This is a genomic window from Pseudonocardia sp. DSM 110487 (genome assembly GCF_019468565.1).
Lineage (GTDB): Bacteria > Actinomycetota > Actinomycetes > Mycobacteriales > Pseudonocardiaceae > Pseudonocardia.
The window spans coordinates 3,997,389-4,015,931 of sequence record NZ_CP080521.1 but is presented as its reverse complement, the minus strand read 5'-3'; the positions used below and the strand labels follow the sequence as shown (position 1 = coordinate 4,015,931).

Here is an 18,543-nt window from a genome sequence, read left to right as displayed (position 1 = left end):
ACACTCCTCTCGACAACACGCACGGGTCGCACAGCCTATCGTCGAGCTGATGTCAGTTCACCCGACGCGCTGGGCGGAGGCGCGCTCCTTGAGGTCGCGGGCGAGGCGTGCGGCATCCGCGCGGGACAGCTTGCCGACCCGGTTCTGCGGAAGGGCGGGTACCCGCCACACGTACTCGGGCCACTTGCCCTTGCTCAGCCCGCGATCGGCGAGGTGGCGCTGCACGGTCTCGAGGTCGAACGGCTCGAGCTCCGTCACGACGAGGACCGCGACGCGTTCTCCGAGCAGGTCGTCGGGCACTGGCACGACGCAGGCCTGCTCCACGGCGGGATGGCTGGCCATGGCGCCCTCGACCTCGGCGATGTCGATGTTGCGGCCGCCCCGGATGATGATGTCCTTCTCGCGGCCGCGGATCGTCACCGTGCCGTCGGGCAGGACGGCGAGCAGGTCGCCGGTCGGGAAGAAGCCGTCGGGCGTCAGTTCCGGCGGTGCGACGGCGCCTTCGCGGGCGTATCCCAGGAACAGCGACGGCCCGCGGACCTGTGCGCGGCCGGACCGGCCATCCGGTACCGGCAGGCCGTACTCGTCGACGGCCCGCAGCTCGGTGCCGGGGAACGGGCGGCCGTCGGTTCCGAGGCGGATCTCCTGCGGATCGTCGACGGCGGGAGTGGTGTGCCCGAGGCACTCCGACATGCCGAACACCCGCAGGATCCGCGTGCCCAGCCGGTGTTCGGCCCTGGCGAGTGCGCCGGCGTCCATGGGCCCGCCGCCGACCGTCATCGCCCGGACCCCGGCGAGGAGCTCGGGCTCGGGTGCGGCCGCCGCGAGCTGGAGGGCCATCGTCGGCACGCACATCGTCCATCGCACCGCGTGGTGGGCCATCAGGAGCACGGCCTGCGCGGGATCCCACTGATCGGAGAAGACGATCGGACCGCCGAGGTGCAGCGGCAGGTAGAGCCCGAAGCAGAACGCGGCCGACGAGGACATCGGGACCAGGGCCGCCACCGCGTCACCCGCGGCGAGCCCGACGGCGTCGATCGTGCAGCGGGCCGCGTACCGCAGCGCGGACTCGGACTGCACCACGCCCTTGGCCCGCCCCGTCGACCCGGACGTGAGCCCGATGACGACGCCGCCGCGCCACCGGGCGGCCTGCCGTCCCGGCTTCCCGGCCCACACCCAGCCCTCGAGGATGTCGCCGTCGACCTCGGGCAACCGCTCCGCGACCCGCCACGCCCGCATCCGCTCAGCCGACCCGATCACGGCGTCGGGACCGATCTCGTCGAGAGCGGCGGCGAACTCCGCGCTCGTCGCGTGCCTGCTGATCAGGGCAAGCGTCCCGTCGAGCCGCCCGACGGCGATCGCCGTCGCGACGGTCCGCCAGGTGTTGTCGGCCTGGAACAGGACCGTCGGCCCGCGGCCCACGATCTTCTCCAGGGTGTCGGCGAGCGCCTCCCCGGCCCGCAGCATCGCCTCGAGGGTGTGGGCCCCCTCGATGTCGATCGCCACGATCGCCGCAGGCTCCCGAGCGGCGCGCTCCTCGAGCTCCGTCACCAATTCCCGCATGGCAGGCCCGTCAGCTCCGGTACATCTCGCGCTCGTCACCGAGCACCGCGATCCGCCGCCCGCGCATGTCCCCGACGTGCCGGACGGCGGCGGCCCACTCCTGGCTGGCGAGCGCGGCCCGGGCGGCGTCCTCGGAGTCGAAGCTCAGCACCGAGAGCCCGTCCCAACCCTCCGAGCGTGGCTCGAGGGCGCTGGACACCGCGGTGTGCCGCCACACCCGCAGGCCCGGCAGCGGGTAGGTCATCTCCGCGTGCTCGCCGCGCCACCAGTCGATGAACTTCTCGTGCGACCAGTCGGCCGGGCGCGCCGCCAGCAGTGCAAGGTTGAACATCGTTCAGTGTCCTTCCTCTTGGCGGCCGGCCACGTCGAGGGCGGGCGACCGGCCGATCATCAGGCTCCGCACGCGGCCCGCCGCGTCCAGCCGGGCGGCGGCGACGAAGGTCGACTCGAATGCGCCGGAACGGCGCGCCTGGCCCAGGACGAGCTCGTCGTCCCCGACGGTGCTCGCCGACAGGATGTGGTGGGTCAGCACGCCCTTCTCCCGCTGGGCCAGGTAACCCTCCATCGCCGCCCGGTCGCCGGCGAAGTCGGTGGCCTTCCCGTCGCCCGAGGAGAAGACGATCGAGAACCGGAAGTCGGGCGCGATCAGGTCCAGGATCGCTTCCGGGGCGTCCGAGTCGATCGTGGCGAACCAGCGAGTCAGGACCGGTGCCGTCACGACCGCGCTCATGACCGCACCGCCGGCAGCGGGTACATCCCGAACACCGGGTGGAAGAACGACTGGTAGCGGGCAAGGCGCCCGGCCGGCGAGACGAGCCCGACCGAGACGAACGAGCCGGTGCCCCGTCCATCGCCCTCGGTGACGATGCCGTAGACCATCTCCAGGTCGCGGTCGACGCTGCTGCGGAGGATCACGTGCTTGCGGCCGACGTCCGGGCGACCGGAGATGTACGCCCCGAGATCGTCGAGGCCACTCCCCCGCACCTCGCGGTCGGGCAGGGCGAGTAGGAACTCGATGCCGGGTTCTGCGAGCTCGAGTCCGCTCATCGGATCCGGACCGTCGAGCCGATCGAAGTAGTCGACGATGACCACTGAGCCTCCTGAGCTGAGTTCAGTTTGCTGCGATCGACGATACGAGCAGCGGTCGGAGCGGGCAAGCATCAGATCGCCAGGGCGCCGAGCAGGCGTTCGCGGTGGTGGGCCGGATCGCCGAACAGTGTCGCGCTGGTGGCCGCCCGGCGGAAATGCAGATGGGCGGGATGCTCCCACGTGAACCCGATGCCGCCGTGTACCTGCACCGTCTCCGCCGCGACGAAGGAGTAGGCCTCTCCGCACGCCAGCGCCGCCGTTGCGGCGGCGAGCGGGAGGTCCTCCGGGGCGTCGGCCGCCGCGGCGGCCGCCCACGACGCCGCCGAACGGGCCGCCTCCAGCGCGACCGCCATGTCCGCGCACCTGTGCTTGATCGCCTGGAAGCTCCCGATCGGGCGGCCGAACTGGATCCGCTCCTTCGCGTAGGCGACCGCCATGTCCAGGGCGGCGGCGGCCCCGCCGGTCTGCTCGCAGGCGAGCGCGGCGACCGCCCGGTCCCGCACCAGCTCGAGCACCGGCCCGGCGGCGGAGGGGTCGCCGATCGCGCGGGCCCGAGCGTCTCGCAGCCGCACGGTCGCGAGCGGGCGGTTCGGATCAAGGGTGCGCTGCGGGTGGCGGGTCACCCCGGCCGCGCCCCCCGGCACCGCGAACAGCCCGAGCCCGGTGCCGGTTCGGGCGGAGACCAGGATCAGGTCGGCGGTCGTCCCCTCGATCACCCGGGTCTTCGCGCCGGTCAGCCGCCAGCCCGCCCCGTCCGGTTCCGCCCGGGTGGACTCCCCCTCCACCCCCTCCGCGTGCGCGAGCGTGGCCGTCATCTCGCCGGAGGCGAGTGCGGGAAGCAGTTCAGCGCGGGCGGCGTGCGCCCCGTCGCCGTCGGCGTGCAGGAGCGCCCCGACACCGAGGATCGCGGTGGAGAACCACGGCAGCCGGACCAGGGAGCGCCCCAGCTCCTCGGCGACGACCGCGACCTCGCGGAACGAGGCACCGGCACCGCCCAGTTCCTCGGGCACGTCGAGCGCGACAGCGCCCAGCTCGCCCGCGAACCGTGACCACACGGCCGGGGCCCAGCCGTCGTCGCCGTTCAGCTCGCGGAACACCGCCTCGATGTCGCAGTTCCGCTGCAGGAACGTCCGAACGACGGCTCGGAGCTCCTCGGTGTCGGCGTCAGGGGTTATCCGGAGCTCAGGCACCGGACTCCTCCCCGTCGAGAGCGGCCAAGACGTCGGCGTAGCGCTCGCGGGCCTCGGCGCGGCGGGTGGGCAGGAGGTAGGGCGGGAACAGCCCGTCGTCCGGTTCGGTGCCGCGCAGCAACGCCCGCGCCAGGTTGACCTTGTGCACCTCGGTGGCGCCGTCGGCGAGCCCCATGTGGAACGACTCCATGACCCACCTGCCGAAGGGCAGCTCTTTCGAGATGCCCAGCGAGCCGTGGATCTGGATCGCCCGTGACGCGACGTCCATCAGCACCTTCGGCATCGCGATCTTCACTCCTGCGATGTCCGCGCGCACCTTGCGGTAGTCGTTGTACCTGTCGATCTTCCAGGCGGTGCGCAGCACGAGCAGCCGCAGCTGCTCGATCTGCAGCCACGAGTCGGCGATCATCTCCTGCACGAGCTGCTTGTCCGCGAGCCGCTCGCCCTTGGTGGTGCGCGACACGGCCCGCCGCGTCATCAGCTCGAACGCGTGGTGCACGAGGCCGACCGTGCGCATGGCGTGGTGGATCCGGCCGCCGCCGAGCCGGGTCTGCGCGACGGCGAACCCGCCGCCCCGCTCACCGAGCAGGTTCTCCGCCGGGACCCGGACGTCGGTGTAGCGCAGGTACTGATGGGTGCCGACCGGCTCGTCGTGGCCCCACACCGACACGTCCCGGACGCGCTCGATCCCGGCGGTGTCGGCCGGCACCACGAACATCGACATGGACCTGTGCGGCGGCGCGTCCGGCTCGGTCACCGCCATGACGATGAGGAAATCGGCGAAGAGCGCATGCGAGGAGAACCACTTCTCCCCGTTGATCACCCACTCGTCGCCGTCCAGGACCGCCGTGGTGCGGAACCCGGTCGGGTCGGATCCGCCGTGCGGCTCGGTCATCGAGAAGCACGACACGATCTCGTTCTCGATCAACGGCTCGAGGTAGGTCTTCTTGAGGTGGTCGGTGCCGTAGTGCGCGAGGATCTCCGCGTTGCCGGAGTCCGGGGCCTGGCAACCGAACACCACCGGCCCGGAGTGTGTCCGCCCCAGCTTCTCGTTCAGCAGGGCCAGCCGGAGCTGCCCGTACCCCGGCCCGCCCAGTTCGGGCCCAAGGTGACAGGCCCACAGCTTCCGCTCGCGCACCTGCAGCTGCAGCGGCTTGATCAGCGCGTTCCGCTGCGGGTCGCGGACGTTCCACGCGTGCTCGATCACCTGGTCGACCGGCTCCACCTCGGTGCGGACGAACTCCTCCACCCAGTCCAGCTCGTCCTGGATCTCCGGGTCGGTCTCGAAGTCCCACGCCATGATCGGCTCCGTTCCTAGCGGGTGAGGACGGTGCAGGCGGAGATGCCCGGCGCCCCGTAGACGTGGGTGAACCCGACGCGCGGATTCCCCGGGACCTGATGCGCGCCCGCGTCCCCTCGCAGCTGCAGCACCGACTCGTAGACCTGCCTCAGCCCCGACGCGCCGATCGGCTCCCCGTTGGCGAGACAGCCGCCGTCGGTGTTCACCGGAAACCGGCCCTCGATCTCGGTGGCGCCCTCGGCGATGAGCTTCTCCTGCTCCCCGTGTGCGCACAGCCCGGTCTCGGCCATGTGCATCAGCTCGGCGCCGGACTCGGTGTCCTGGACCTGGGCCACGTCCACCTCGTCCGGCCCGATCCCGGCCGCGGCGAACGCCGCCGCCGAGGCCTCCACGGTCGGCGAGTCCGCGCGCTCGCTGGCGATCCACGGCGAGAACACCTCGAACGACCCGTACCGCCGCGACCGGAACGCCGCGCCGCGCAGGTACACCGGACGGTCGGTGTACGCCCGGGCCCGGTCCGCGCGGCACAGCACCAGCGCCACCGCCCCCTCCCCCGGCGAGCAGTACATGTACTGCGTCAGCGGGTGGGAGATCATCGGCGCCGCGGCGATCTCGGCCGCCGACAGTTCTTTCCGCCGCCACGCCATCGGGTTGCGCGCCCCGTTGCGGAACGCCTTCTCGGCGATCGCCGCCAGCACGTCCGGCGCGATGCCGTGATCGTGCAGGTACCGCTGGATCTTCAACCCGAAGAACTGGGTGGTGACCATCAACCCGGTCTCGCCGTACCACTCACCGATGCCGTGCTCGGCCGGATCGGTGTTGAACGCTCCCCGCGAGTGCTTGTCGAACCCGATCACGATGCCGATGTTGTGCTGCCCGGAGCGGATCGCCGCGTCGGCCGCGATCAGCGCCGATCCACCGGTGGCGCACCCGTTGGCCACGTTGATGAACGGCAGCCCGGTCAGCCCCAGCTCGGAGACCAGCGTGTCCGCGTCACCTGCCGAGTGCGAGCCACCGAACCCGAACCGCATGTCCGGGAACCGGACGCCCGCGTCGTGCAGCGCCTCCCGCGCCGCGTGCACCGCCTGCGCCCGCCCGGACACGCCCTCGGTGCGACCGAACCGGTGCATCCCGATGCCCACGATCGCCACGTCAGACATCGGAATCTCCCGCCACGAACGCGAACGTGTATGCCGGGACCCCGTCCGGGTCGTCGCAGAACGGCACCAGCTCCAGCACCATCGGCATCCCGATCGCGAGCCGCTCGGGGTCGGTCTCGGTGAGCCGTGCCTCCACGATGAGCTGCCCCGGCAGCTCGACGTAGCCGACGCCGTAGGGCTCGTACCGCTCGGAGCCGGAGTACGGCGCCTTGGGCCGGAACCCCTGCACCGTCCACGACCAGAGCGTCCCCGTCCGCGACAGCGGTACGTCCTCCATCGCCGACCCCGTACACCGCGGGCACCCGCCCTGGCGCGGGAACGTGTACGCCGAGCAGTCCATGCAGCGGCTGCCCAGCAACGCCACTCCCTGCGGGGTGTCGGTGAACAGGGAGTCGTCCACGAGCCTGATCGAAGTATTGGTCATGGCGCGGCCAACCTTCCTCCGTCGACGGCGAGCAGGGCGCCGGTCGTGTAGCTCGCGGCCGGGCCGCACAGGTACAGGGCGGCCCCGACGATCTCCGCGGGGTCGCCGCCGCGGCGCGCAGGCCAGTCCGCGGCCATCTCCTCGAACGCGGCCATGTCCCAGGCGCGGCTGATGTCGGTGAAGAACGGCCCGGCCAGGATCGTGTTCACCCGCACGCTCGGCCCGTACTCCTGGGCGAACCCGGCGGTCAGCGTGTTGAGCGCAGCCTTCGCTGCCGCATACGGCAGGTCGGACGCGGTCGGCCGGCCCGAGGCGATCGAGGAGATGTTGAGCATCACCCCGCCGCCATTCGCGGCCATCCGCTTCCCCGCGGCGGCCATCAACCGGAACGGGCCCTTCAGGTTGACCGCGATCACCTTGTCGAACAGCTCCTCCGACACCTCGTCGAGGCTCGGGTAGAGCGGCGCGATCCCGGCGTTGTTGACGAGCACGTCGACCGGCGCGAGGGCCTCGGCCACCTCGTCGAGCAGAGTGGTGAGCCGGTCCCAGTCCCCGACGTGCGCGCCATGCGCGCTGACCCGGCGCCCGGTGGCCGCGGCCAGCTCCTCGGCGAGCGCCTCGCACGCCTCTTTCTTCCGGGACACGACGGCGACGTCCGCGCCCGCGGCGGCGAACGCGATCGCGATCTCGCGGCCCAGCCCGCGGGAGCCGCCGGTGACCAGCGCGGTGCGCCCGGCGAGGGGCTGTTCGACGGCGCGGGCCGCCGCGACGGCCTCGGCGACACTCATCGCGGGATGTCCTTCCACGGCACATTGCGGTCGGCGCGCGGTTCGGGCGGCAGGCCCAGCAGGCGCTCCCCGATGATCGTGCGCTGGATCTCGTCGCTGCCCCCGGCGATGCGGTAGCCCGGCGCGCCGAGCACGTGCTCGGTCCAGCGGAACGTCCCGTCTCCGTGGTCGGCGACCAGGCGGGGCCCCAGCACCACCGCCGCCGCCCCGGACACCAGGGCCAGCCGCTGCGACCACGCCAGCTTGCGCAGCGAGCCCAGCGGGCCCGGCTCCGCGCCGGCGAGCTGCGTCTCCCGGTCCCGCTGTGCGGCCACCGCCGCCAGCCGCTCGGCCACCCACACCTCGGCGAGCACCCGGCGGACGTCCGGGTCACCGGTGCGGCCGAGCTGCCGGGCGGTGTCGAGCAGCTGCGCGAATCCCCCGCCGACGTCGGCGGTCGCCCCGGAGTGGCCGCGCTCGAACCCCAGGGTCGCGAGCGTCACGGCCCACCCGCCGCCGACCTCGCCGAGCCGCAGCGAGTCCGGGATGCGGACATCGTCGAGGAACACCTCGCAGAACGACGATCCACCCGACATCTGCCGCAGCGGCCGCACGTCCACCCCCGGGGTGTCCATCGGCAGCAGGAACGCGGTGAGTCCTTTGTGCTTCGGCGCGTCCGGGTCGGTGCGGGCGATCAGCTCGCCCCAGCCCGCGAATTGGGCGCCGGAGCTCCAGACCTTCTGCCCGTTCACCACCCAGTCGTCGGCGTCGCGGACCGCGCGGGTCGCGAGGCCGGCCAGGTCGGAGCCCGCCGATGGCTCCGAGAACAGCTGGCAGGCCAGCGCGTCCCCGCGCAGCAACGGCCGCACCAGGCGTGCCTTCTGCGCGTCCGTGCCGAACATCTGCACGGTCGGGGCGATCAGTGCCGTGCTCACCGACGTCAGCTCATGCTGGCCCGGCGTGTCGAACTCGCGCTCGACCTCGGCGAACGCCTCCTCGTGCAGCGCCGAGAGCCCGGCGCCACCGTGCTCGACCGGCCATGACAGCGCGCCGTAGCCCGCGTCGAACTTGACCCGCAGCCACTCCTGGATGCGGCCCAGCAGCGCGCGCTCCTCCTCGAGCGGCAGATCGTGGAACACCGCCACGGGCCGCCCTGCCTCATCGGCCCGCGGCGGGACGTGCTCGGCCAGCCACTTGCGCGCCGTGGCGGCGAAGTCGGCCAGCTCCTGATCAGTCGTTCTCATCGCGCCGTCCATCCCCCGTCGACGACCAGGACCTGCCCGGTGCAGTAGCTCGAAGCCGGGGAGGCCAGGTAGAGCAGTGCCCCGTCGAGCTCGCCGATGTTCCCGGGACGCCGCAGCATCGTGTTGCGCTTGATCCAGGCGAGGGAGCGCTCGTCGTCGAACAGGGCGTCGTTCATCTCGGTGCGGAACCAGCCTGGGGCGATCGCATTCACGCGGACCCCGCTCGCGCCCCAGTGCCCGGCGAGCTCGCGAGTCAGTCCGAGCAGGCCCGCCTTCGCCGCGGCGTAGCTCGCGCCGCCGAGCGGGGCCGCGGACACCAGTCCCAGGATCGAGCTGATGTTGACCACCGACAGCCCGTTCTCGCCCGCAGCGCGGGCAGCGAGCTGGGCGAGGTGGAAGGGGCCGACCAGGTTCGTGCCGAGGACCTCGGCGAACCGGGCCGACGTCTCGTCGAGCGGGGCGGCGCCGCTGTCCGTTCCGGCGTTGTTGACCAGGACGTCGATCGCCCCGGACTCCGCGACCACGGCCGCGACGAGGGACTCCCGGTCCGCCTCCGCGGAGACATCGGCCGGTAGCGCGTGCAGCGCGGGATGGCTCGCCGCGAGCTCGTCGAGCCGTTCCTTGCGTCGCGCGGTGATCCAGACGGTCGCGCCGGCGGTGGCGAGCACCCGCGCGAACCGGGCGCCGAGACCGGACGAGGCCCCGGTGACGAGCGCGGTACGTCCAGTGAGGTCGAACAGCTCACCCGGCCGGCGGATCTCGATACTCATGTCACGAGCTCCAGACCGGAGGCGATCAGCGCGGCGATCGTCGGCGGGAGCTGTTCCTGCACCGGATCGTGGTGGCGACCCTCGCGGTGGCGGCGCAGGTTGTGCCCCATGATCGCGGCCATCTTCATCCGGCCCAGCGCCCGGAACCAGGCGATGTCCCCAGCGGTGCCACCGTCGCACCCGCGGGACTCCCGGTAGGCCGCGTCGAGGTCGTCCTCGGAGGGCAGCCCGGGGACCGCCCGGCCGACGCCGGGGAACAGCTCACCGTCGGTGAAGACGCCGAACCAGCCGAGGTCGACCCGGGGGTCGCCGACACCCCAGATCTCCCAGTCGACCAGCGCAGTCGGCGCATCCCCCGCGAACATCAGGTTGCCCAGCCGGAAGTCACCGTGCACCAGCACCGGCGCGACAGGCGGCGGCACGTTCGCGGCCAGCGCCGCGAGCAGCTCCGCCGATCCAGGCCGGAGCTCCTCGGGCACCGCGTGCATCGTGCGGGTCCACCGCTCGAGCTCGTCCGCGGGATCCGCGGGTGCGGGCAGCTTGCGCCCCGCCTCGCGCAGCCGTGGCCCGAGGTCGGCCGGCGGGACGGCATGGAGCCGACCGAGGACGGCTGCGGCCGTGACCATTCGCCTGCGGGAGGTCTCGACGGGGAGCGGCTCGAACACGGGCTCGAGCGCCGCTCCCTCGGCGAACTCCATCGCGAACCACGCGGGCTCCTCGGCGTCCCGGGCGATCACCCGCGGCACCGGGACGTCGCGGCCCGCGAGGGCGGAGAGGACATACGACTGGCGCAGCACGTCGTTGCGCCCCACCGCCTTGCTGCCCGGCGGGACCGCCTTGACGACCCGCCGGGTGCCCCGGTCGGAGATGACGTACGTGAGCCCGGAACGCCCGCCCTCGAGCACGGCGAGCGGTCCCGCGTCGGGCGCGCCGAGCGTGCGGCGGACCCGGGCGGCGAGCGCCGGATCGGCGTCCCTGCTCGTGGCGATCTGCGTCATTGCGGCTCCCGAACCAGGCTGGTGGTGCAGACCGTCAGCGGCCGGTCCACTTCGGCTCACGCTTCTCGAGGAACGCGGCCACACCCTCGGCGGCGTCCTGCGAGTTGAGCGTGACGCCGACGGCGAGGTGCTCGAGCACCATCAGCGAGGCGATGTCGGCGTCGAGCCCGCGGTCGACGGCCATCTTGGTGAGCTTCATCTGGAACGGGCTCTTGTCGACCAGGTGGGAGATGAACTCCTCCACCGTCTCGTCGAGCTCGGCGGCCGGCGCGCTCTTGTTCACGAGGTCGAAGTCGGCGGCCTCGATACCGGTGAGCAGCTTGCCGGTGAGCATCAGCTCCTTCGTCTTGCGGATGCCGATCATGCGGGGCAGCCGGTAGATCGGGCCGGCTCCACCGAAGAGGGCCCGGCGGATGTGGAAGTCCCCGATGAGGGCGGTGTCCTCGGCGATCGCGAAGTCGCAGGAGATCATCACCTCGAAGCCGCCCGCGGTGACGTAGCCCTCGAGCACCGCGACCGACGGCTTGCTCATGCTGTAGAGCCGGTCGCAGACCTTCGCAGACACCACGGCGACGTCCATCGCGGTGCTCGTGCCGATGAAGTCGGCCTGCAGGCTGTCCAGGTCGAACCCGGACGAGAACGTGCCCTCCCGGCCCCGCACCACCACGACCCGCAGCTCCGGGTCGGCCTCGATCTCAGTGATGATCTCGTCGAGCCGGTGGAGCATCGGCACGGTGATGCAGTTGCGCTTGTGCGGGCGGTTGAACCAGATCCGCGCGATGTGTCCGTCGCGCTCGAACTGGATGTCGTCCTCGACGGCCATCGATCCTCCAAATTGAACTGAATTCAGCTAGATTCTGCGACCCGTGGGAAGCCCGTGTCAAGGCCACGTCCGCGGTCTCCTACACGTGGGCGCCCGCCACCGCGTCCGCCGCGGCCAGCCCGAACACCACCGCCGGAGCAACCCCACCCGCGTAGGCGCCCCGATAGAGCCCACCGGCGTCCGCGCCCGCCGCGTACAGGCCCGGCACTGGACGCCCGTCGGCGCCGAGCACCCGCGTGTGGACGTCGATGCGCAGCCCGGTGAAGGGGAAGGTCACCGCCGGCCGCGCCTCCACGACGTAGAACGGCGGCTCGGTCAGCGGCGCGGGGTCATAGCGCCGGTCCGGGTCGGGCGCCCGGCCGCTCTTGTTGATCTCGTCGATCGCGGCGCCGATCCGCGCCCCATCGTAGCCCCACTCCTCGGGCATGTCCGCGAACTCGGCGGTGCTCTCGGCGATCGCGCACCGGGCGCCACGCCGCCGCGCGAGAGCGAATTTGTCGATGCCCGGGATCCCGGCCACGTACGACCCGGTGATCCACTCGCGGTACACCCGCGCGTCGGCGACGAGCAGGCCACGCGCCTCCGGCTGGGCCATCAGGGCGCTGGTCGTGAGGTGGTCGCCGACGGTCTCGTCGACGAAGCGCTCGCCCGCGAGGTTGAACAGCAGCGCGTGCTCGCTGTAATAGAGCGCGAGGTCGACGAACAGCGCCGGGTCGGAGAGCGACACCCCCGCGGGGATGAGGTGGCCGTAGAAGCCTGCGCCGTCCGGCTCGACCTCCACCCCCACCGATCGCGCCAGCCGCAGCCCGTCCCCGCGGCTACCCGGGTTGGATCGCAGTTCGACGTCCCGGGCCGCGGGATGGATCAGTTCCGCCCGCAGGGCGGGATCAGCCTGGAACCCGCCGGTGGCGAGCAGCGTCGCGCCCGCGCGCACAGTGCGGGTGCCGCCCGCGAGCCGCACCACTCCACCCGTCACCGCACCGCCCTCGCTCAGGAGGTCGGTGGTGTCCGCTTCGGTGAGCACCTCGCCCCGCTCGCGGACGATCCGCTCGCACAGCCCGATGTACTGCCCGGTGTCGAGCTGGTGGCCCCGCCCGTACCGCAGGACCGGCACCGCATCGCGGCACTCCACGCCGAGCGAGCGGATCCACTCCACGGCCCCGGCGAACCCGTCGACGAGCGCCGCCCGCAACGCGGGATCGCCCTCGGGGTTCACCTCCCCCATCACCTCGTGGGTCGGCGCCGTCCAGATGAAGCCGGCGTAGATCCCGGAACCGCCGAGCGTCGGTCCGCGCTCCACGAGCAGCACCCGCGCGCCGAGAAGAGCGGCCCGGGCGGCCGCCGTCAGCCCGGCCATCCCGCCGCCGACGACCAGCAAGTCGACCTCGGACGCGGCCGCCATCAGCGCGTCCCCGGCCCCGTCCCGCGCGGCACGCCCGCCGTGACCGACTCGGGCAGTTCCCGGCTGGGGTCGACCGAGATCGTCTTCGTCAGCAGGTACTCCTGCACGGCGTACGGTCCGTGCTCGCGACCGAGCCCGGACTTCTTGAAGCCACCGAACGGCGAGCCGAGGTCGGCGGCGAAGGTGTTGACCGAGAACGTACCGGTGCGCACCCGCCGCGCGATCTCGAACCCGTGCTCGGTGTCCTGCGTGAACACCGAGCCGGCCAGCCCGAGCTCGCTGTCGTTCGCGATGCGCACCGCGTCGTCCTCGCCCCGGTGCGGGATGAGCGACGCGACGGGGCCGAAGATCTCCTCCCGCGACACCCGCATGTCGTTGTCCGCGTTCGTGATCAGCGTGGGCTCGTAGTACCAGCCCCGGTCGAGGTGCGGCGGCCGGCGTCCGCCGGTCGCGATCGTCGCGCCCTCCTTGCGGGCGAGGTCGACGTAGTGCTCGACCCGATCCCGCTGCGCCGCCGTCACCAGCGGCCCGACCACCGTGTCGGCGTCCATCGGGTCACCGACCTTCAGGGACGCGAAACCCTCGGCCAGGGCTTCGGCGTAGGTGTCGTACTGCGACTCGGGCACCAGGAGCCGGGTCTGGGCGACGCAGCTCTGGCCCGAGTTGGTGCCGACGCTGGTCCCGATGAGGACCGGCAGCACGTCCTCCAGCTTGGCATCCTCCAGCACGATCGCGGCGGACTTGCCGCCGAGCTCGAGGACGCACGGCCGGATGAGCTCGCCGCAGGCTGCGGCGATCTTGGCGCCGACGACGTGCGAACCCGTGAAGCTGACCATGTCCACGCCGGGGTGGCGCACGAGGTACTCGGACTCCGCCGGCCGGGCGGCCACGATGTTCAGCACGCCCGGCGGCAGGCCGATCTCCGCACAGACCTCGCCGACGACGAAGGTGGCGAGGGGGTTGGGTTCGGTCACCTTCACGACGACCGTGCAGCCCGCGACCAGCGCCGGCCCGACCTTCTGGCCGATCGCGGCCAGCGCGAAGTTGTACGCGGGGAAGCTCGCGACGACCCCGACCGGCTCCTTGACGACCAGGCTCGCCCCGGCCATCGGGATGATGCTGCCGCCGGCCGAGCTGGCGGCAAGCGGCGAGAGGTCGCTGATCCGCACCTCGGCCGTCTGCAGGCTGCGACCAACCTCGGCGGCGTAGTTGAAGCTCATGACCGGTGCGACGGCCTGGTACACCTGCGACAGGAACAGCGGGCAGCCGAGCTCCTCGGTGATCAGCTCGGCGAGCTCGGCCTGCCGCTTGCCGAGGCCGTCCGCCAGCCGGGTCAGGTAGTCGGCCCGCTCCGCGGGCGTGAGCCGAGGCCACTCCCCCTCGTCGAACGCCTTCCGGGCGGCGGCGACCGCGGCATCGATGTCGGCCCTCGACGCGGCCGGCACGCGTCCGATGCGCCGCTCCGACCTCGGGGATATGACGTCGAAGTGGTCCGCACCCTCGGCCCGTCGCCACGCGCCGTCGATGAAGAAAGCCTCGTGATCGCGTGTCGACACTGATCCTCCTGGACGCCGTTGCCCTAACTGAACCTAGTTTGGTTCAATGTAGCCACCGGCAGCGCGGCCTCACAAGGGAGCAAGGACGCATGACTGGAACCCCTGGCAGGCGATTCGAGGACGCGATCGTGCTGGTCACCGGGGGCGGATCCGGAATCGGCGCAGCCGCCGTCCGCCGGTTCGACCGCGAAGGGTGCGCCGCGATCTACGTCGCCGACATCGACTCCGAAGGCGCGAAGACGGTGGCAGCGGGAACCCGGTCCGGTCGCGCGGTCACCGTGGACGTGACCGCCGCCCCGGACGTGGACGCGCAGGTCGACCGGATCGTCGCGGAACACGGCCGGCTCGATGTCGTGGTGAACACCGCGGGGATCGACGACCCGGAGGCCAAGCACCGGATCCTCGCCGCGCAGCAGTCGGGTGAACCCGTCGACGTGTTCCGGCACCTCACCGACGAGCAGTGGCGCCGGGTCATGTCGATCAATCTCGACGGGACCTTCCACGTGCTGCGCGCCGCGGTGCGCGCGATGGTCCCGGCCGGTCGCGGCACCATCGTCATGGTGGGGTCGTCGGCAGCGTTCGACACGCTCACCGGCTACCCCCACTACGCCGCGTCCAAGGCGGGCGTGCATGCCCTCGCGCAGGCGGTCGCCAAGGAGGCGGCCGCGTTCGGCGTGCGGGTCAACGTCGTCGCACCGGGCCCGGTCGACACGCCCATGGCCGCCCGCACGCCGGCAGCCGTGCGGCAGTCGATGGCGGCGGCAGGGCCGCTCGGCTACGCCGCGCCGGACGAGCTCGCGGACAACATCCTCTACCTCGCATCTCCAGGCGCGTCCAACGTGGTGGGCGCGGTCCTGCTCAGCAACGGCGGCCGGTTCACGGTCTGAAGGAGCGGAAATGGGATCATTCGACGGCAAGGTCGCGTTCATCACCGGGGCCGGGCGCGGCCAGGGCAGATCGCATGCCCTCCGTCTGGCCGACGAGGGCGCCGACATCATCGCGCTGGACATCTGCGCGGACGCCGTTTCGACGGTCAGCTACGGGCTGGCCACCGCCGACGACCTCAAGGACACCGCGGCACAGGTCGAGGCCCGCGGGCGTCGCGCCGTCACGGGGATCGCCGACGTGCGCGACCTCGGCCAGGTGCAGAAGGTCGTCGACGCCGGGCTGGCCGAACTCGGAAAGATCGACATCGTGTGCGCCAACGCGGGCGTCGGCTCGTGGTCGGTCAGCTGGGAGATGTCCGAGCAGGTCTGGAAGGACATGATCGACGTCAACCTCACCGGCGTCTTCAACACCACCCGCGCGGCACTGCCGTCGATGGTCGAGCGCGGGCAGGGCGGTTCGGTCGTCCTCACCAGCTCCACCGCCGGCCTGCTCGGTCACCGGAACACCGCGCACTACACGGCGGCAAAGCACGGGATCATCGGGTTCATGAAGGTGCTCGCGCAGGAGCTCGGGCCGCACGGGATCCGCGTGAACTCGGTGTGCCCCACAGCAGTGAGCACACCGCTCATCTTCAACGCCGAAACGTTCAAGCTCTTCGCGCCCGATGTGGCCGACCCGACCGAGGCCGACGTCCGCGCACCCTTCACGCGCCTCAACGTCCTGCCCGACGTGCCGTGGATCGAGCCGGCCGACGTCTCGGAAGCCGTGCTGTGGCTGTGCTCGGACGCGGCCCGCTACGTCACAGGCGTCGCACTGCCCGTCGACGCCGGGAACGTCATCAAGAAGGGCTGACGCCTCAGGACGCCGCGAGCGTGTCGGCGCATCGCTCGGCGATCATCATCGTCGTCAAGTTGGTGGGTACCGACGGGATCGACGGCATCACCGACGCGTCCACGACGTGGAGCCCGGTCACGCCGTGCACCGCGCACTGCTGGTCGACGACGGCCCACGGCAACCCGGCGTCGCCCATGCTGCAGGTGCCCACGGCGTGCGCGTAGGTGTTCTTGGCTTCCAGCACCGCACTGGCCAGCTGCCCGGGCGAGGTCACATCCGGACCCGGCCACAGCTCGGCGCCGACGTACTTGGCCATCGGGCCGGAGCTGACGATGTCGCGGACGGCCGCGACACCGGTGGTCAGCCGGCGCAGGTCGCCGGGGTGGTGCACGAGGTTCAGCAGCACCTTCGGCGCGTCGCGCGGGTCGCGCGACCGGATCTCCACGCTGCCCATCGACATCGGCCGCACCAGGCCGACGGCGACGATCAGCTGTCCCGGTGCGAGGGTGAACGGGATCGCGTGCAGGTCCACCTCGGCGTCGGTCGCCGGTCCCGCCGAGCTGAACGCGAGCATCGTCTGGAGCGGCGGGAGCAGGTCCCCGACGGCATCGGGATCGGCCTCGTAGGTGACGTACACGAGCGGGTGGTCCTCGAGCTTCTGCCCGACGCCGTCGAGGCCGGACACCACCGGGATCCCCAGCCGGTCGAGCAGGTCCGCGGGCCCGACGCCCGAACGCATGAGGATCGACGGGCTGCCGATGCTGCCCGCGGACAGCACGACCAGGTCCGCCGCCACGCGTTCCCCACCGACCAGCCGGACCGCGACCGCGCGGTCGCCGTCGAACTCGACGTGGTCGACCTCGACCCCGTCGCGCACCGTCAGGTTCGGGCGGCCCCGGGCCGCGGCGAGGTAGGTGGCCGCCGAGCTCTGCCGGACGCCGTCGACCTGGTTGAGCGGCACCGGGCCCGCGCCGCGCTGCGCGGCACCGTTGAGGTCCTCGACAACCGGGTGCCCGGCCTCCGCGCACGCCTCGACGAACGCCGCCATGACCGGGCGGAGCCCGTTGGCCGCGGTCCAGCGGTGGATCGGGATCGGACCGTCCGTGCCGTGCAGCTCTCCGCCCATCGGGTCGCGCTCGAGCTTGCGCAGGTACGGCAGCACCTGCTGCCACGACCAATCGTTCGCGCCGAGGCCCACCCAGCGGTCGAGGTCGGCGGGAGTGGGACGCAGCGCGTTGGTGGCGTTGACCGCCGACGACCCGCCCATCACCTTCCCCCGCAGCACCGGCAGGACGCCCTGCTCGACGATCGCGAACGTGGGCGCGTTCGCCGACGCCGGGATGTGGTCGTCGGAGGAGTACCCCCAGTCGTGGCTGGTGAAGCCGAACGACCAGGCGTTGCGGACGTCCGCGGCGGCGAGCACCGACAGGTCGGGGTAGTCGGGGCCCGCCTCGAGGAGGGTCACCTCGGTCGCCGGGTCCTCGCTCAGCCGTGCGGCGAGCACGCAGCCCGCCGAGCCGCCGCCGCAGATCACGATGTGCCGTCGAGTCATCGGCGCGTCACCCCAGATACTGAGTCGATCTTCATTGACCGCCCTTCCTCGTTGCAGGGCCGCGCTAACCTAACTGAACTCATGTCAGGCAGTCAACGAGGAGAACCCTGTGGCAGAGCGCGATAATGACTCCCAGCCGACCGCGTCCTGCGTCCGCCTCACCGGCTGCGTCGCGCTGGTGACCGGTTCGACCGGCGGCATCGGAACCGAGATCGTGCGCCGGCTCGCCGCGGAAGGAGCGCAGGTCGTGGCCACCGACCTCGACGCGGCCCCCTGCGCCCAGCTGGTGGGCGAACTGCCGGGCGAGCACCTCGTCCTGGCCCTCGACGTGGGCGACGAGGACGCATGGCGGGCGGCGGTCGAGCGTGTGCGCGCCGAATTCGGCCGGCTCGACGTCCTGGTGAACAACGCCGGCATCGGCAGCCTGGGCACCGTCGAGGACGAGACCCGCGAACGCTGGGACGCCGTCGTGGCCGTGGACCAGCTGGGCACCTGGCTCGGGATGAAGCACGGCGGGCCGCTCATCGAGCAGAGCGGCGGCGGGTCGATCGTGAACGTCTGCTCGATCCTCGGCACCGTCGGCGGTCTCGGGAACAGCCTCGCGTATGCGGCCGCGAAGGGGGCCGTGCGGACCATGACGAAGAACGCCGCCCTGCACTGGGCCGCTCGCGGTGTCCGGGTGAACTCACTGCATCCCGGGTTCATCGGGACCCGCCAGCTCCTGGAGCGCTTCGGCGGCACCCCGCGGCACGATGCGATGCTGGAGGGCACCCCGATGGCACGCCTCGGGCGGCCCGAGGAGGTCGCGGCCGCCGTCGCATTCCTCGCCAGTGGCGACGCCGCGTTCGTGACCGGCTCAGAGCTCTACGTCGACGGCGGCTGGACGGCCCGCTGACCCGCGGCCGGACATGATCTGCGGCGTCGGGACCTCGCGGCCACCGGGACGTGGCCCGGCCCTGTCGTGGCCGCGCGCACCCGGCGAG

General features: G+C 72.1%; 19 protein-coding genes. 3 read left to right on the top strand and 16 right to left on the bottom strand.

The genetic code is table 11. The features are described 5' to 3' along the window. Positions 1-57: 57 nt before the first annotated feature. The 15 genes from K1T35_RS18735 to K1T35_RS18665 form a co-directional block, all read right to left on the bottom strand. Complete coding sequence (locus K1T35_RS18735) at positions 58-1,563, bottom strand: class I adenylate-forming enzyme family protein (protein WP_220261412.1); 1,506 nt, start codon at positions 1,561-1,563, stop codon at positions 58-60. A 10-nt stretch (positions 1,564-1,573) separates the two neighbouring features. Beyond that, the gene (locus K1T35_RS18730; RefSeq protein ID WP_220261411.1) at positions 1,574-1,894 is read right to left on the bottom strand and encodes an EthD family reductase; all 321 of its coding nucleotides are present in this window, start codon (positions 1,892-1,894) and stop codon (positions 1,574-1,576) included. Positions 1,895-1,897: 3 nt separating this feature from the next. After that, positions 1,898-2,293: a hypothetical protein gene (locus K1T35_RS18725; RefSeq protein ID WP_220261410.1), complete on the bottom strand. Its 396-nt coding sequence runs from the start codon at positions 2,291-2,293 to the stop codon at positions 1,898-1,900. Then, entirely contained in the window at positions 2,290-2,655 is a 366-nt protein-coding gene (locus K1T35_RS18720; RefSeq protein ID WP_220261409.1) for a nuclear transport factor 2 family protein, read from the bottom strand. Before K1T35_RS18720 ends, K1T35_RS18725 begins: the two co-directional genes overlap by 4 nt. Positions 2,656-2,723: 68 nt before the next feature. Continuing rightward, entirely contained in the window at positions 2,724-3,842 is a 1,119-nt protein-coding gene (locus tag K1T35_RS18715; RefSeq protein WP_220261408.1) for an acyl-CoA dehydrogenase family protein, read from the bottom strand. After that, positions 3,835-5,142 (bottom strand): acyl-CoA dehydrogenase family protein, encoded by a 1,308-nt coding sequence (locus K1T35_RS18710; RefSeq protein ID WP_220261407.1) that lies wholly within the window; start codon positions 5,140-5,142, stop codon positions 3,835-3,837. Before K1T35_RS18710 ends, K1T35_RS18715 begins: the two co-directional genes overlap by 8 nt. 14 nt (positions 5,143-5,156) lie before the next feature. Further along, positions 5,157-6,302 carry a thiolase family protein gene (locus K1T35_RS18705; RefSeq protein ID WP_220261406.1) on the bottom strand — a complete coding sequence of 382 codons (1,146 nt, stop codon included), beginning with the start codon at positions 6,300-6,302 and terminating at the stop codon, positions 5,157-5,159. Continuing rightward, on the bottom strand, positions 6,295-6,726 hold the full coding sequence (locus K1T35_RS18700) for a Zn-ribbon domain-containing OB-fold protein (protein ID WP_220261405.1): 432 nt from the start codon (positions 6,724-6,726) through the stop codon (positions 6,295-6,297). Before K1T35_RS18700 ends, K1T35_RS18705 begins: the two co-directional genes overlap by 8 nt. Further along, on the bottom strand, positions 6,723-7,514 hold the full coding sequence (locus K1T35_RS18695) for an SDR family NAD(P)-dependent oxidoreductase (protein ID WP_220261404.1): 792 nt from the start codon (positions 7,512-7,514) through the stop codon (positions 6,723-6,725). Before K1T35_RS18695 ends, K1T35_RS18700 begins: the two co-directional genes overlap by 4 nt. Then, positions 7,511-8,737 carry an acyl-CoA dehydrogenase family protein gene (locus K1T35_RS18690; RefSeq protein WP_255622190.1) on the bottom strand — a complete coding sequence of 409 codons (1,227 nt, stop codon included), beginning with the start codon at positions 8,735-8,737 and terminating at the stop codon, positions 7,511-7,513. The genes K1T35_RS18695 and K1T35_RS18690 overlap by 4 nt, the downstream gene beginning before the upstream one ends. After that, positions 8,734-9,507, bottom strand: a complete 774-nt coding sequence (locus K1T35_RS18685; protein WP_220261399.1) for an SDR family NAD(P)-dependent oxidoreductase — start codon at positions 9,505-9,507, stop codon at positions 8,734-8,736. Before K1T35_RS18685 ends, K1T35_RS18690 begins: the two co-directional genes overlap by 4 nt. Then, positions 9,504-10,505, bottom strand: coding sequence for a phosphotransferase family protein (locus K1T35_RS18680; RefSeq protein WP_220261398.1), 1,002 nt, complete (start codon positions 10,503-10,505; stop codon positions 9,504-9,506). Before K1T35_RS18680 ends, K1T35_RS18685 begins: the two co-directional genes overlap by 4 nt. Positions 10,506-10,539: 34 nt before the next feature. Beyond that, positions 10,540-11,328, bottom strand: coding sequence for an enoyl-CoA hydratase/isomerase family protein (locus K1T35_RS18675; RefSeq protein WP_220261397.1), 789 nt, complete (start codon positions 11,326-11,328; stop codon positions 10,540-10,542). 79 nt (positions 11,329-11,407) lie between these two features. Then, entirely contained in the window at positions 11,408-12,730 is a 1,323-nt protein-coding gene (locus tag K1T35_RS18670) for an FAD-binding protein (protein WP_220261395.1), read from the bottom strand. After that, positions 12,730-14,286 (bottom strand): aldehyde dehydrogenase, encoded by a 1,557-nt coding sequence (locus tag K1T35_RS18665; protein ID WP_220261394.1) that lies wholly within the window; start codon positions 14,284-14,286, stop codon positions 12,730-12,732. The genes K1T35_RS18670 and K1T35_RS18665 overlap by 1 nt, the downstream gene beginning before the upstream one ends. Before the next feature lie 89 nt (positions 14,287-14,375). Here K1T35_RS18665 and K1T35_RS18660 point away from each other — a divergent pair, with 89 nt between their 5' ends. Continuing rightward, a complete protein-coding gene (locus K1T35_RS18660; protein ID WP_220261393.1) occupies positions 14,376-15,173 on the top strand; it encodes an SDR family NAD(P)-dependent oxidoreductase in 798 nt (265 codons plus the stop codon). A gap of 10 nt (positions 15,174-15,183) precedes the next feature. Then, entirely contained in the window at positions 15,184-16,026 is an 843-nt protein-coding gene (locus tag K1T35_RS18655; protein WP_220261392.1) for a mycofactocin-coupled SDR family oxidoreductase, read from the top strand. 4 nt (positions 16,027-16,030) lie between these two features. Here the strand turns inward: K1T35_RS18655 and K1T35_RS18650 are convergent, their stop codons facing one another. Beyond that, the gene (locus tag K1T35_RS18650) at positions 16,031-17,560 is read right to left on the bottom strand and encodes a GMC family oxidoreductase (RefSeq protein WP_220261391.1); all 1,530 of its coding nucleotides are present in this window, start codon (positions 17,558-17,560) and stop codon (positions 16,031-16,033) included. Between the two features lie 109 nt (positions 17,561-17,669). Here K1T35_RS18650 and K1T35_RS18645 point away from each other — a divergent pair, with 109 nt between their 5' ends. Beyond that, the gene (locus tag K1T35_RS18645; protein WP_220261390.1) at positions 17,670-18,455 is read left to right on the top strand and encodes an SDR family NAD(P)-dependent oxidoreductase; all 786 of its coding nucleotides are present in this window, start codon (positions 17,670-17,672) and stop codon (positions 18,453-18,455) included. Positions 18,456-18,543: the final 88 nt, after the last annotated feature.